This window comes from Janthinobacterium sp. SUN073, from assembly GCF_030397665.1.
GTDB lineage: Bacteria > Pseudomonadota > Gammaproteobacteria > Burkholderiales > Burkholderiaceae_D > Janthinobacterium.
Genome location: NZ_JAPUBT010000001.1, coordinates 292,072 through 306,510, shown reverse-complemented (window position 1 = coordinate 306,510; position 14,439 = coordinate 292,072). Strand labels below are relative to the sequence as shown.

At 60.8% G+C, this 14,439-nt stretch carries 14 protein-coding genes; 13 read left to right on the top strand and 1 reads right to left on the bottom strand.

Annotation, left to right across the window (positions count from 1 at the left end):
* Positions 1 to 19 precede the first annotated feature (19 nt).
* From O0882_RS01540 to O0882_RS01530, 3 genes are all read left to right on the top strand, one after another.
* The gene (locus O0882_RS01540; RefSeq protein ID WP_289944788.1) at positions 20 to 1,066 is read left to right on the top strand and encodes a cupin-like domain-containing protein; all 1,047 of its coding nucleotides are present in this window, start codon (positions 20 to 22) and stop codon (positions 1,064 to 1,066) included.
* A 257-nt stretch (positions 1,067 to 1,323) separates the two neighbouring features.
* Positions 1,324 to 2,499 (top strand): cyclopropane fatty acyl phospholipid synthase, encoded by a 1,176-nt coding sequence (gene cfa / locus O0882_RS01535; protein WP_289944785.1) that lies wholly within the window; start codon positions 1,324 to 1,326, stop codon positions 2,497 to 2,499.
* A gap of 28 nt (positions 2,500 to 2,527) precedes the next feature.
* Positions 2,528 to 3,373: a LysR family transcriptional regulator gene (locus O0882_RS01530; protein ID WP_289944783.1), complete on the top strand. Its 846-nt coding sequence runs from the start codon at positions 2,528 to 2,530 to the stop codon at positions 3,371 to 3,373.
* A gap of 165 nt (positions 3,374 to 3,538) precedes the next feature.
* On the opposite strand, the gene O0882_RS01525 is transcribed toward O0882_RS01530, so the two are convergent.
* Positions 3,539 to 4,225 (bottom strand): Bax inhibitor-1/YccA family protein, encoded by a 687-nt coding sequence (locus O0882_RS01525; protein ID WP_034752039.1) that lies wholly within the window; start codon positions 4,223 to 4,225, stop codon positions 3,539 to 3,541.
* A gap of 221 nt (positions 4,226 to 4,446) precedes the next feature.
* On the opposite strand from O0882_RS01525, the gene ndk reads away from it, so the two are divergent.
* The 10 genes from ndk to hfq all read left to right on the top strand — a co-directional run bounded on the left by ndk (position 4,447) and on the right by hfq (position 14,439).
* Positions 4,447 to 4,863 (top strand): nucleoside-diphosphate kinase, encoded by a 417-nt coding sequence (gene ndk / locus O0882_RS01520; protein ID WP_070223377.1) that lies wholly within the window; start codon positions 4,447 to 4,449, stop codon positions 4,861 to 4,863.
* 125 nt (positions 4,864 to 4,988) lie between these two features.
* Positions 4,989 to 6,164 carry a 23S rRNA (adenine(2503)-C(2))-methyltransferase RlmN gene (gene rlmN, locus O0882_RS01515; protein ID WP_071076956.1) on the top strand — a complete coding sequence of 392 codons (1,176 nt, stop codon included), beginning with the start codon at positions 4,989 to 4,991 and terminating at the stop codon, positions 6,162 to 6,164.
* Positions 6,164 to 6,952, top strand: a complete 789-nt coding sequence (gene pilW, locus O0882_RS01510) for a type IV pilus biogenesis/stability protein PilW (RefSeq protein ID WP_354670238.1) — start codon at positions 6,164 to 6,166, stop codon at positions 6,950 to 6,952. The genes rlmN and pilW overlap by 1 nt, the downstream gene beginning before the upstream one ends.
* A gap of 82 nt (positions 6,953 to 7,034) precedes the next feature.
* Positions 7,035 to 7,955: a helix-turn-helix domain-containing protein gene (locus tag O0882_RS01505; RefSeq protein ID WP_354670237.1), complete on the top strand. Its 921-nt coding sequence runs from the start codon at positions 7,035 to 7,037 to the stop codon at positions 7,953 to 7,955.
* Between the two features lie 38 nt (positions 7,956 to 7,993).
* Positions 7,994 to 9,262 carry a flavodoxin-dependent (E)-4-hydroxy-3-methylbut-2-enyl-diphosphate synthase gene (gene ispG / locus O0882_RS01500; RefSeq protein ID WP_289944776.1) on the top strand — a complete coding sequence of 423 codons (1,269 nt, stop codon included), beginning with the start codon at positions 7,994 to 7,996 and terminating at the stop codon, positions 9,260 to 9,262.
* Between the two features lie 33 nt (positions 9,263 to 9,295).
* The gene (gene hisS / locus O0882_RS01495) at positions 9,296 to 10,657 is read left to right on the top strand and encodes a histidine--tRNA ligase (protein WP_071076279.1); all 1,362 of its coding nucleotides are present in this window, start codon (positions 9,296 to 9,298) and stop codon (positions 10,655 to 10,657) included.
* 54 nt (positions 10,658 to 10,711) lie between these two features.
* A complete protein-coding gene (locus O0882_RS01490) occupies positions 10,712 to 11,380 on the top strand; it encodes a tetratricopeptide repeat protein (protein WP_100873866.1) in 669 nt (222 codons plus the stop codon).
* An 85-nt stretch (positions 11,381 to 11,465) separates the two neighbouring features.
* Complete coding sequence (gene bamB / locus O0882_RS01485) at positions 11,466 to 12,611, top strand: outer membrane protein assembly factor BamB (protein WP_289944769.1); 1,146 nt, start codon at positions 11,466 to 11,468, stop codon at positions 12,609 to 12,611.
* Positions 12,612 to 12,615: 4 nt separating this feature from the next.
* Complete coding sequence (gene der / locus O0882_RS01480) at positions 12,616 to 13,962, top strand: ribosome biogenesis GTPase Der (RefSeq protein ID WP_034752028.1); 1,347 nt, start codon at positions 12,616 to 12,618, stop codon at positions 13,960 to 13,962.
* Positions 13,963 to 14,202: 240 nt separating this feature from the next.
* Complete coding sequence (gene hfq, locus O0882_RS01475; protein WP_008450615.1) at positions 14,203 to 14,439, top strand: RNA chaperone Hfq; 237 nt, start codon at positions 14,203 to 14,205, stop codon at positions 14,437 to 14,439.

The window sequence follows — 14,439 nt, the reverse complement described above, 5'->3', positions numbered from 1 at the left end:
TATAAAAAGGAGACAGATAATGGCGGCCGTATCGACATTGGGAGCAAAACAGCTGGAGCAGAAGCAAGACCCGGAGCTGAGCCGCGAGTGGCGCAGCTGGATCGCGGAAAACCTCATGCTGGGCAGCCATCCGTCGGCGCTGATGCCGGTGCTGCAACAGGCCGGCATCGCGGAGCCGCTGGCGCGCCGAGAAATCGAACTGGCGTTGCATAGCCCGTATCTTGCCGGCGCCGTGCGCCTGTCGAACCGGCTGGCCAAGCGCGACTGGGTGATCGACATCCAGCGCAAGCTGAACCAGATGCGTTCGCCCGAGATACCGCGCCGCGACAAATTGACGGCGCAAGCGTTTCTGGAAGAATACTATTCCACCAATCAGCCCGTGATCATCACGGGCATGCTGGATGACTGGCCGGCGATCCGAAAATGGAGTTCGGCCTATTTTCGTGAACACTACGCGCAGCGCGAAGTGGAAGTACAGTTCGGCCGCGAAGCGGATGCCCAGTACGAAATGAACAGCGTGGCGCACAAGCGCAAGATGGCCTTTGGCGAATACGCCAGCCTGGTCGAGAGCAGCGGCACGACCAACGATTTCTATATGACGGCGAACAACAATTCGCAAAACCGGCAGGCGCTGCGCGAGCTGTGGGGCGATATCGGCCAGCTGCCCGAATACCTGAAGCAGGATGATGGCCCCACGGGATTCTTATGGTTTGGTCCGGCCGGCACCGTGACGCCGTTCCACCACGACTTGACGAACAACTTCATGGCGCAGGTAAAAGGGCGCAAGCGGCTGCGGATCATGGCCGCCTGCGAAGTGGCGCGCGTGTACAACCAGCGCCACTGTTTTACCCCCGTCGACGGGCGCGATATCGACCTGCGGCGCTATCCGCTGATGGCCGACGTGCAGGTGCGCGAATGCGTGCTGGCTCCGGGCGAAATCCTGTTTTTGCCCGTCGGCTGCTGGCATTTTGTCGAAGCGCTGGACATATCGATGACGGTGGCGTTTACCAACTTCAAATGGGATAACGATTTTTACAGCAAGTATCCGCCGAATCACGACTTTTGATTGTGGGTCTTACTTGCCGCGAACAGCCGCCTTACGGGCGGCTTTTTTCATTCTACGGTAGGTATATTGTATAAGATATTTCCATAAAATAATTTATTGAAATCATTTTGCAGCAATTATTTTGATATGAATGGCCATGATGTTTCATTATCCAGATGCGGATGAGGGGTAGATAATTTTATTGCTGGTGCGCCGCCGGGCCTCTGAGTGGACGTGCCGGCGCGCCAGCACCGACAACCATCTGGAGGCGGCAGGGCATGAACACGCAGCAAATGACACAATTACAGCAAGCACCAGCAGGTAGTACTGAACTCCAGCTCGACACGCGGCTGACCCGCGAAGCGGCCGAATTGCTGGCCAGGGCCGACATCCACCTGAATGGCCGCGCCGCCTGGGACATGCAGTTGCGCAAACCGGGCGTGCCGGAACGGGCCTTCGCCAGCGGCAACCTGGGCCTGGGCGAAGCGTACATGGATGGCGACTGGGATGCGAGCCAGCTCGACGAATTCTTTTGCCATCTGTTGCGCGCCAGGGTGGCCGACGACGTGCGCCCGATGCGCCTGCTCTTCCACGCGCTGACTGCGCGCCTGTTCAACTTGCAGACGGAACGCCGCGCGTGGATGGTGGGCAAGGAACACTATGACCTGGGCAACGCCTTCTATGCGGCCATGCTCGATCCGCGCATGACCTATACCTGCGGCTACTGGAAGGATGCGGCCAACCTGGCCGAGGCGCAGGAAGCCAAGCTCGATCTGATCTGCCGCAAGCTCAGGCTGGAGCCGGGCATGCGCGTGCTCGACATCGGCTGCGGCTGGGGCAGTTTCATGCGCTATGCGGCGGAAAAATACCAGGTGCAGTGCGTGGGCGTGACCATCTCGCAAGAGCAGGTCGCGTATGCGCGCGGCATGCCGGGCGGAGGCAAGCTGGACTTCCGCCTGCAGGATTACCGCGACACCGATGAAAAGTTCGACCGCATCGTCAGCATCGGCATGTTCGAGCACGTGGGGCATAAAAATCACCGTACCTTCATGGAAGTGGCGCACCGCTGCCTGGAAGACGACGGCCTGTTCCTGCTGCACACGATCGGCAAGAACAAGCGGCAATCCGCGTGCGACCCGTGGATCGACAAATACATCTTCCCGAATGGCGACTTGCCGTCGATCGGCCAGATCGGCGACGCCATGGACGATCTGTTTGTCGCTGAAGACTTGCATAACTTCGGCGCCGATTACGACAAGACCCTGATGGCCTGGCACGCCAATTTCGAGCAGGCCTGGCCGCGTTTTTCCGCCCAGCTGGGCGAGCGCTTCCACCGCATGTGGTCATACTATTTGCTGTCCTGCGCCGGTGCCTTCCGCGCGCGCGACTTGCAGCTGTGGCAATGGGTCTTGTCGAAGCAGGGCGTGCTGGGCGGCTACGAGCGTGTCAGTTGAGACGTGCGGCAGCTGATATCATGGATTGATGGATATCAATCAAGCGCGTACCTTCCTCGAAGTGGCTTCCTGCGGCAGCTTCATTATGGCGGCCGAACGCATGCACGTGACGCAAACTGCCGTCAGCGCCCGCATCCGCACGCTGGAACAGCAGTTGGGACGCCAGCTTTTCGTGCGCAACAAGGCGGGCGCCCGCCTGACCTCGGCCGGCGAGCGCTTCATGCGCCATGCGGCCACGCTGGTGCAGGTATGGGAGCGGGCGCGCCACCAGGTGGCCTTGCCGCCGGGGCGCGACGACGCCGTCAGCATTGGCTGCGAACTGAGCCTGTGGCAGCCGCTGCTTGGCGACTGGCTGATACGCATGAGCCGCGATTGCCCCGAGATCGCCTTGCGCGCGGAAGTCGACAGTCCTGCGCGCCTGCTCGACGCCGTGCATGACGGCTCGCTCGACCTGGCCGTGCTGTACAACCCGCCGCAGCGCCCGGGCCTGGCCAGCGAATTGCTGGCCGAGGAAAAGCTGGTGATGGTGACCACGCGCGCCGACGGGCAGATGCATGCCGATACGTATGTGTATGTGGACTGGGGGCCCAGCTTCGCGGCCAACCACCAGGCGACGTATCCGGAGCTGAGCAGCCCGCCCATCTCGATTTCGCTGGGGCCGCTGGCCCTCGTGTACCTGCTGGAAGTGGGTGGCGCCAGTTACTTTCGCATCGGCAGCGCGCAACCTTACCTCGATGCGGGCCTCTTGCACCGCGTGCGCGACGTGCCCGAATTCTCGCATTCGGCCTACGCCGTGTATGCGGCCCAGCGCGACAACCCGACCCTGGACCGCGCCCGCGCCTGCCTGCGCGAGGTGGCGGAGAAGAGCAAGTAGATACGGCAGACGTAAAAAAGCCGACCCGAGGGTCGGCTTTTATTTTCATATCCTAGCGCATAAGCGCAGCGCACAAAACGTTCAGGGCAAGGCGCGGTGCCGAAGACAGTACGACTAGTACGGCGAGGCACTGCAACGCCGCCCTGGGCGTTTTTTCGCTAGCGCTTAGTCGCGGCTGCCGCCAGCGAAACCTAAGAGCGACAACAGGCTGGTGAAGATGTTGTACACGTCCAGGTAGATGCGCAGGGTGGCCGAGATGTAGTTGGTCTCGCCGCCGTTGATGATTTGCTGCACGTCATACAGGATGTAGGCCGAGAAGATGGCGATGGCGACCATGGAGATCACGATCGACAGTGCCGACAGGCCCAGGAAGATGTTCGCCACCGATGCCAGGATCAGCACGATCACGCCGGCGAACAGCCATTTGCCCATGGCCGAGAAGTCGCGCTTCGACACCGTGGCGATCGTCGCCATCACGGCCAGGATGGTGGCCGTGCCGCCGAACGCTGTCATGATCAGCATGCCGCCGTTCGAGTAGCCGAGCGTGCGCGTCAGAATAGGCGTGAGCATCAGGCCCATGAAGAAGGTAAAGCCCAGCAGGACGGCAACGCCCAGGCCCGAGTTCTTGGTTTTCTCAATCGCGTACATGAAGCCGAATGCGACGGCCATGAAGATGATGAAACCCATGCCGCCGGTCAGCATCGGCAAGTGCATTTGCACGCCGATGAAGGCGCCCAGCACGGTCGGTATCATGGACAGTGCCAGCAGCCAGTAAGTGTTGCGCAAGACCTGATGGCGGACTTGCTGCATGCCCCCCGACAGGTCAAAGGTGCGTTGCATGTTCTGATTCATAGTGCCTCCGTGTTGTCAATTCAAATTACTGCTTTACCCAAGGATAGCATGAGGGCCGGAATTTGCCAAAAAAGCAGCTTAAGATTTCATTAAACTCAAGCGGCAGGGAAGCATGCCCCCTGTCTGTCTGGGTGATGTGGGGTGGAGTATGGTAAAATCAAAGGTTGATTGAGTTATCAATTTACCGTTTTAAACCTTACTTTTTATTGGAGTTTTCACACATGGCAATCGAACGCACCCTGTCGATCATCAAACCAGACGCAGTTGCAAAAAACGTAATCGGTCAAATCTACACCCGTTTTGAAAACGCTGGCCTGAAAATCGTTGCAGCACGCATGACCCAACTGTCGCGCGAACAAGCTGAAGGCTTCTACGCAGCGCACAAAGAACGCGGCTTCTTCAAAGATCTGGTCGACTTCATGGTTTCCGGTCCCGTCATGATCCAAGCCCTGGAAGGCGAAAACGCCGTTCTGGCCCACCGTGACCTGATGGGCGCGACCGATCCGAAGAAAGCAGAAAAAGGCACGATCCGCGCCGATTTCGCCGATTCGATCGACGCCAACGCCGTACACGGTTCCGACGCTGTCGAAGCTGCTAAAGTGGAAATCGCTTACTTCTTCCCAGAACTGAAGGCTTAATTGCCTTAGATAACGTTATTTCCTGGCGTTATCTGTGAAATAACTTATCACCCCCTGTTCCCGCTGCGCTGTGGAGTTTTCGCTCCGGATGCGCGCGGGGACGGATTTTTAGAATAGACATGATCATGAATACGACGACCCTCACCAACTTGCTGGACCTCGATCCCGCGCAACTCATCGCCTATTGCGCCGAGTTGGGAGAGAAACCGTTTCGTGCGAAACAATTGCAACGTTGGATACACCAGTTCGGCGCTTCCGATTTCGACGCCATGACGGACCTGGCCAAGTCGCTGCGTGACAAGCTGGCCACGCGCGCCGAAGTGCGCGCCCCGGCCATCATCAGCGACCACACGTCGACGGACGGCACGCGCAAGTGGCTGGTCGACGTGGGCAATGGCAATGCCGTGGAAACCGTGTTCATTCCGGAAGAAAACCGCGGCACCCTGTGCATCTCGACCCAGGCCGGCTGCGCCGTGAACTGCCGCTTCTGCTCGACGGGCAAGCAGGGCTTCAACCGCAACCTCAGCGTTGGCGAAATCATCGGCCAGCTGTGGATGGCGGAATTTGAATTGCGCCGCACCAAGGGCATTGAGCCTGGCCCGAAAGGCGAGCGCCAGATCACCAACGTGGTGATGATGGGCATGGGCGAGCCCCTGCTGAATTTTGAACCGACCGTCACGGCCCTGAAATTGATGCTCGACGATAATGCCTACGGCTTGTCGCGCCGCCGCGTGACCTTGTCGACCTCGGGCGTCGTACCGATGATGGACAAGCTGTCGCAGGAAGTGCCGGTGGCCCTGGCCGTCTCGCTGCACGCCTCGAACGATGCCTTGCGCGATGGTTTGATTCCACTGAACAAGAAATACCCGCTGAAGGAATTGATGGCGGCCTGCAAGCGCTACCTGGAATTCGCCCCACGCGATTTCATTACCTTCGAATACTGCATGCTCGATGGCGTCAACGACAGCGACGAGCACGCGCACGAACTGCTGGCGCTGGTGCAAGACCGTGAGTTCGGCGTGAACTGCAAGTTCAACCTGATCCCGTTCAATCCGTTTCCCGAGTCGGGCCTGTTCCGCTCGAAAAACCCGCGCATCAAGGCGTTTGCCCAGGTGCTGATGGATGGCGGCATCATCACCACCGTGCGCAAGACGCGCGGCGACGATATCGATGCGGCCTGCGGCCAGCTGGCCGGCGAAGTCAAGGATCGCACGCGGGTGCAGGAACGCATGGAAAAGATGACCGAGTATCAACAGAAATTCGGTGCCAATTTCGGCAAGATCGTGGAGATCCGCTCCTGATGCGGGGAAGCATGGCTTATCCTGGCGCACTTGCCGCGGCTGTTGTCAGCCTGGGCGTGCTGCTGGCCGGCTGTGCTTCCACCGCGGACAAGCAGCAAGCCGCATCGGTCGAGCAGCGCGCCGCCTTGCGCTTGCAGCTGGCCAGCGCCTATTATATGCAAGACCAGTTTGTGGTGGCGTTGGCCGAGGCAGAGCAGGCGGTGCAGCTGCTGCCGGACAACGCCCAGGTACGCGGCATGCGCGCCCTGATTTATGCTGCCCTGCGCCAACCTGTGGCTGCTGAAAAAGATTTTCTTTACGCATTGCGCCTGGCGCCCCACAATCCCGAGTTGAGCAATAATTATGGCCTGTTTCTGTGCCAGACCGGGCGAGCGGCGCAGTCGTTGACGTATTTTGATGCTGCATTGCAAGATGTCGCCTATGGCACGCCTGAACTGGCGCTGCATAATGCGGCGGCGTGCAGCCTGATCATGCAAGATTACCCGCGCGCCGCCAGCTACTGGCTCAAGGCGGAGCGCATCGCACCTGGCGCGGCAATCACGTATGCCGGTCTGGTGCGCGTGTATTACCAACAGCAAGACTACCGGCAAGCGGCTCATTACCTTGAGCGGCTCGGTAAAGTAGCGACAATGGAGAGCCAGGCGGCCGATGTGCTGTGGCTCGGGATCAAGGTGCAGCATAAGCTCGGGGATGCGGGTGCGGAAGCTGGCCTGGGGGCGCATTTGCGCAACCACCATTCCGGCTCCCCCGAATATGCTGCTTATCAAAATGGGGCGTTTGATGAGTGAGACAGGGATACCAATGAATTCAGAGTGGGCAGAAACGCCTCAGCAGCAGCCCCAGGGCAATCTTGCGTTGGCAGGCGCACAGTTGAAGGCACAGCGCGAAGCGCTGGGCTGGCCGGTGGAGCAGGTGGCCGACCAGCTCAAGCTGGCGACGCGCCAGGTGATCGCGCTGGAAGAGGGCGACATGGCGGCCTTGCCGAACCTGGCCGTGGTGCGCGGTTTCGTGCGCGCCTACGCCAAGGTGGTCAAGCTCGACGCGGCGCCGCTGGTAGCCATGATCGAAGTGCATCCGGCGCCGGCGCAAGACCCGGCTGTCGCGCCCGTGCGGCGTGAAATTTCCGCCACGTTTTCCGAATCGCGCTTCCCGTCGATGACGCAGCGCTCGTCGAACCAGACTCCCCTCTGGATCGCCGGCGCCGTGGCCGTCGTCGTGGCCGCCGCCTTTGGCGCGTATAAGCTCGGCTATGTGCCGGCCAGCCTGCTGTCTTCGCACGCGGAGAAAGAAACCGCGCATGCGGACGTGGGCCCCGTGGAAACGACGCTGATCAAGCCGGGCCAGGACTTGACGCCCGTGCAGTCGCCGTCCGTGCCGCTGATTTCCGTGCCGCCGCCGCCAGGCAACGATACGCAGACGGGCGCGCCTGCCGCCAACGCCGCGTCGACGCCGGTCGCCGCCGTGCCGCCAGCAGTGGCTCCGGCAACGACGCCAGCAGTAACGCCAGCGGCCACGGCCGCCGTTACGCCGCCCGCTGCCGCCGCTGCCGTGGGCGCGAATACGCTGGTGTTGAAGGTGGAGCAAGATTCCTGGGTGGAAATCCGCCGTCCAGGCAGCACGCCGCTGATTTCGCGCATGGTCAAGGCAGGCAGCACGGAAACGTTCGATATCGCGGGACCGGCCACCCTGGTGGTGGGCAAGCCGGGTGCCGTGCAGGCAACCTTGCGCGGTGCCAAGCTGGAGTTGCCGACCGTTGCCGGTGGCACGATTTCCCGTGTCAGCATCAAATAATTGCAGTAATCGTTCAAGCAAACTCAGAAGATAATATTATGGCTACCTCGAAAACAGCGATCGGCTCCGGTCCTTCCGGCCGCCGCGACAGCCGCAAGGTGCTGATCGCGCACGGCCAGCGCCAGATCTGGGTGGGCGGCGACGCCCCCGTGGTGGTGCAGTCGATGACGAACACGGATACGGCCGACGCCATCGGCACGGCGATCCAGATCAAGGAGCTGGCGCGTGCCGGTTCGGAACTGGTGCGCCTGACGGTGGACCGTCCGGAAGCGGCCGCCGCCGTGCCGTATATCCGCGAGCAGCTCGACAAGATGGACATCGACGTGCCGCTGGTGGGCGATTTTCACTATAACGGCCATACCCTGCTCAACGATTACCCCGATTGCGCGCGCGCGCTGTCGAAGTACCGCATCAATCCGGGCAACGTGGGCAAGGGCGCCAAGCGCGACACGCAATTTGCGCAAATGATCGAAGCGGCTTGCAAGTACGACAAGCCAGTGCGCATCGGTGTGAACTGGGGCAGCCTGGATCAAGCCTTACTTGCGCGCATCATGGATGAAAACGCGGGCCGCGCCGACCCATGGCCGGCGCAAGCCGTCATGTATGAAGCGCTGGTGACGTCGGCGATTGAAAACGCCGTGCGCGCCGAAGAGCTGGGCCTGGGGCGCGACAAGATCATCTTGTCGTGCAAGGTTTCTGGCGTGCAAGACCTGATCGCCGTGTACCGCGAACTGGCGCAGCGCTGCGACTATCCGCTGCACCTGGGCTTGACGGAAGCGGGCATGGGCAGCAAGGGCATCGTGGCGTCCACTGCGGCCCTGGCCGTGCTGCTGCAAGAGGGCATCGGCGACACCATCCGCATTTCGCTCACGCCCGAACCGGGCGGCGACCGCACGCGCGAAGTGATCGTCGGCCAGGAAATTTTGCAAACCATGGGCTTGCGCAAGTTCGCGCCCATGGTGATCGCCTGCCCGGGCTGCGGGCGCACGACGTCGACCACCTTCCAGGAACTGGCCGACAACATCCAGACGTATTTGCGCGAGCAGATGCCGGAGTGGAAGAAATCGTATCCGGGCGTGGAAGCGATGAACGTGGCCGTCATGGGCTGCATCGTCAACGGTCCCGGCGAATCGAAGCATGCCAACATCGGCATCAGCCTGCCCGGCACGGGCGAGTCGCCGGCCGCGCCCGTGTTTGTGGACGGCGAAAAAGTCATCACCCTGCGCGGCGAACGCATCGTCGAGGAATTCCAGGACATCGTCTTGAAGTATGTACAGAGTCACTATGGAAACACGGTTGCCGTCTGAGCCTGATCCGATAAAAAAGTAAAGAAGAACACTATGTCCGAAAATAAAAAAGCAGAAAAAATTACAGGCGTGAAAGGCATGAATGACGTGCTGCCCGCCGACGCCCCGCTGTGGGAGTTGTTTGAAAATACGGCGCAATCCGTGCTGCAAAGCTATGGCTTCCAGCAGATCCGCACGCCGATCGTGGAAGAAACGAAATTGTTCGCGCGCGCCATCGGCGCCGTGACCGATATCGTGGAAAAGGAAATGTACTCGTTCACCGATTCGATGAACGGCGACAACCTGACCCTGCGTCCTGAAGGCACGGCCGGCGTGGTGCGCGCCGTGGTCGAACACAACCTCGTCTACGAAGGCCCGAAACGCCTGTGGTACAAGGGCCAGATGTTCCGCCACGAGCGCCCGCAAAAGGGCCGCTACCGCCAGTTCCACCAGTTCGGCGTGGAAGCCATCGGCTTCACGGGCCCGGATATCGACGCCGAGATCATCATGCTGTCGCGCCGCCTGTGGGATGACCTGGGCCTGGAAGGCATCCGCCTGGAACTGAACTCGATCGGCGACGCGGACGAGCGCCTGCGCCACCGCGCCGACCTGATCGCCTACCTGGAAAGCCACAGCGAGCTGCTCGACGAAGAAGCCAAGCGCCGCCTGCACAGCAATCCGCTGCGCATCCTCGACACCAAGAATCCTGCCATGCAGGACCTGGTCAATGGCGCGCCGAAGCTGCTCGATTACCTGGGCGAGGAATCGCTGGCCCATTTCCACGGCGTGCAGAAGATCTTGAACCACAACAATATCCCGTTCACCATCAATCCACGCCTGGTGCGCGGCCTCGATTACTACAACCGCACGGTGTTCGAGTGGGTCAGCGACAAGCTGGGCGCGCAAGGCACGGTGTGCGCCGGTGGCCGCTATGACGGCATGGTGGAAATGTTCGGTGGCAAATCAACGCCGGCCGTCGGTTTCGGCATGGGCGTCGAACGCCTGGTGCTGCTGATGAAGGATGCGGCCGAGCCGGAAGCCCCGGCCCAGTGCGACGTGTATCTGGTGCACCAGGGCGAGCAGGCGGGCTTGCAAGCCTTCGTGCTGGCCGAGCGGATTCGTGATGCGGGCCTCGACGTTGTGCTACATTGCGCAGCGAGCAACGGTGGCGGCAGCTTCAAGACGCAAATGAAAAAGGCCGATGCCAGCGGCGCGGCGTTTGCCGTGATCATGGGCGACGATGAAATCGCCAATAACGTCGCCACGGTGAAAGCCATGCGCGAAGCCGATGCCGGCGCGCAGCAGAGCACGGTGCCGTTCGACGATGTCGTCGATTACGTGGTGGACCAGATCATCGGCGACCACGATTGCGGCCACGACCACGGTCCTGGCGGCCATGTGCATCACCACCATTGATTTGAAGTAAGACCGTACTACCCTCGATCAACTACTCATTAAAACTGACGACCCATGGCATACGATCACGAAGAACAAGAACAACTGGCAACCCTGAAGGCCTGGTGGCAGCGCAATGGCAATCTGACCTCCTGGGTCCTGATCGTGGCGCTGGCAGGCTATAGCGGCTGGGCTGGCTGGCAGTACTACCAGCGCACGCAGGCTGCGCAAGCGGGCCAGCTGTACGACGAATTGCAAAACGCCATCGCCGCCAAAGACACGGCCAAGGTGATGCGCGCGGCCGGCGACATGCAGTCGCGTTTCGGCGGCACGGCGTATGCGCAGATGAGCGCCCTGGCCGCGGCCAAGGTGGCGTTCGACGCGAATGACCTGAAAACGGCCAAGACCCAGCTGCAATGGGTAGCCGAGCACGGCACTGAAGAGTACAAGGCCATCGCCAAGCTGCGTCTGGCCGGTGTCCTGCTGGACGAAAAAGCCTACGATGAAGCGTTGAAAGTGCTGGCGACGGCTTCCGTGGCGCAATTTGCCGGCGCCGTGGCGGACCGCAAGGGCGACATCCTGGTGGCGCAAAACAAGCTGGCCGATGCGCGCACGGCCTACCTGGCCGCGATAGCCGCGACGGACAAGAACAATCCAGGCCGTCAACTGATCCAGGTCAAACTGGAAGCGATCGGCGGTACGGTGCCGGAAGACAAGGCCAAGGCTGACAAGGCCGCCGCCTGACAGGAACACTGATGGTGCGGCCGCGCGGCGTTGTGCGCCGCCTGCCTTGCCCTTACAAGTACAAGAAAAAGGTTGGATAACACTTATGCGTGTCACTGAAAAGCTGGTAGCTGCAAGTCTGTTGGCCCTGATGGCCGGTTGCTCGTCCTGGAACCCGTTCGCCTCGAAAGACCCGAAAGTCGAACCGGCCAAGCTGGTCGAGTTAAAATCGAGCATCGCCGTGCGCGACGCCTGGAAGTATTCGATCGGCAAGGCCGGCGTGTACGCGTTTACGCCTGCGCTGGCCGGCAACAGCCTGTACGTGGTCAATGCCGATGGCGCGCTGGCCCGCCTGGATGCGGCCAGCGGCCGTGAAACCTGGCGCGTCAAGGCCGGCAGCGACATCACGTCGAGCGCCGGCAGCGATGGCAGCGTGGTGGCCGTGGGCGCCGCCAAGGGCGTCGTGCTGGCGTTTGACGCCGATGGCAAGCAGCTGTGGAAGGCACAGGCGTCCAGCGAAGTATTGACGGCGCCCGTCGTGGGGCAGGGCGTGGTCGTGGTGCGCAGCGTGGACAACCGCATCGTCGGCTTCGATGCCAAGACGGGCGAGCGCAAGTGGACGGTGCAGCGCGCCACGCCGGCACTGACCCTGCGCAATGCGCCGGGCATGGTGCTGGGCGGCGCGAATGTCTATGTAGCCCAGCCGGGCGGCAAGCTGCTGGCACTGACGGCGGCCACCGGTGTGGTACGCTGGGAGATCGTCGTCAGCGAACCGCGCGGCGCCACCGAACTGGAGCGCGTCTCCGACATCGCCGGCACGCCGGTGGTGTTCGAGGGTGAAGTATGCGCCGTCACGTACCAGGGCAAGGCAGGCTGCTTCGATGCCGCCACGGGCGTGCCGCGCTGGACCAAGCCGTTCTCGTCCGATGTGGGCGTGGCCGTCGACCAGCGTTTCGTCTTTGCCGCCGACGGCCAGGGCGCCGTGGTGGCGTTCAGCCGCGAAGGCGGCCAGAGCGCCTGGAAGAATGAGGCGCTGGCGCGCCGCCGCCTGTCGACGCCGGCCTCTTTCGGCCGCAGCGTCGCCGTCGGTGACTATCAAGGTTATATCCACTTCCTGTCACGGGAAGATGGCGCATTAATAGGTCGTGTCAGCACCGATGGTAGCCCGATTGTTTCGGCTCCCGTTGTTGCCGGTTCGAATTTGATTTTTCAAACCCAATCAGGGACAGTGACCGCTCTCGCGGTCGAGTAATACAATGAAGCCGGTAATTGCACTAGTAGGTCGACCCAATGTTGGGAAATCGACTTTATTCAATCGTCTGACCCGCTCGCGCGATGCGCTGGTGGCGGATTTGCCTGGGTTGACGCGCGATCGTCACTATGGCGAAGGCCGTGTCGGCGAACGTCCCTTCCTGGTCATCGATACGGGTGGTTTCGAGCCCGTCGCCAAGGAAGGCATCATGCACCAGATGGCACTGCAGACCAAGCAGGCCGTGGCCGAGGCCGATGTGGTGGTGTTCATCGTGGACGGCCGTCAAGGCCTGACCCCGCATGACAAGACCATCGTCGACTTCCTGCGCAAGAGCGGTCGCCCGGTCTTGTTGGTTGTCAACAAAAGCGAAGGTATGCGCTACACGGCCGTCGTGTCCGAATTCTATGAATTGGGCATGGGCGATCCGTATGCGATTTCGTCGGCGCACGGTGACGGCGTCAACGACCTCGTCGAAGTGATGCTGGACCTGGCGTTCGCGCAGCGTCCGGATGAGCCTGAAGAGCTGGAAAAGACCGACCGCGGCATCAAGATCGCCCTCGTCGGTCGTCCGAACGTGGGCAAGTCGACCTTGATCAACACGCTGCTGGGTGAAGAGCGCGTGATCGCCTTCGACATGCCGGGCACGACGCGCGATTCGATCGAAATTCCGTTCGAGCGCGATGGCCAGCAATACACGCTGATCGACACGGCCGGTATCCGCCGCCGCGGCAAGGTATTTGAAGCGATCGAGAAATTCTCGGTGGTGAAAACCCTGCAGTCGATTTCCGAAGCCAACGTGGTGGTGCTGATGCTCGACGCGCAGCAGGATATTTCCGAGCAAGACGCGCATATCGCCGGCTTCATCCTGGAATCGGGCCGCGCGCTGGTGGTGGCCGTGAACAAATGGGATGGCTTGCAATCGCACGAACGCGACGAGATCAAGATCGATATCGACCGCAAGCTCGATTTCCTGTCGTTCGCGCAGATGCATTTCATTTCGGCGCTGAAGGGCACCAACATCGGTCCATTGATGAAGTCGCTCAACGCCGCGTATGCAGCCGCCATGTGCGACCTGTCGACGCCGAAGCTGACGCGCGCCCTGATCGAGGCCGTGGAGAAGCAGGAGCCGCGCCGCAAGGGCTCGATCCGTCCGAAGCTGCGCTACGCCCACCAGGGCGGCATGAACCCGCCGGTGATCGTGATTCACGGCAATGCGCTCGACGCCGTCGGCGATCCGTACAAGCGCTATCTGGAAAAACATTTCCGCGATACGTTTGCCTTGGTCGGCACGCCGCTGCGCATCGAATTGCGCACGGGTAAAAACCCGTTTGCACGCACGCCGAGCAAGTAATGAGTTCAGCGCTGGATTAAGTGCATATTAAGGCGCCGCGGAGATAATGCGGCGCCGACAACCATTCATGGCTGTTTGCACGGAAATAATAAAGTGTTAATGCGCCATGCGCGACAGCGATCGCGAAAACAGGTTACAGTAGCTATGACGCATCTTTCTTTCTTTGAAAGGTGTGAGAGCACTTGAAATCAAGCGAGTCGCCTCCAATTCTTACACAACAACATAAACAACGGAGCTGTTATGAGCAACAAAGGGCAACTGTTACAAGACCCATTCCTCAATGCATTACGCAAAGAGCATGTTCCTGTCTCGATCTACCTGGTCAATGGCATTAAATTGCAAGGCCATATCGAATCGTTCGATCAATATGTCGTATTGCTGCGCAATACGGTGACACAGATGGTGTACAAGCATGCCATCTCGACAGTGGTGCCGGCCCGTGCCGTCAATCTCAATATTGAATCTGAAGCGGAGTAA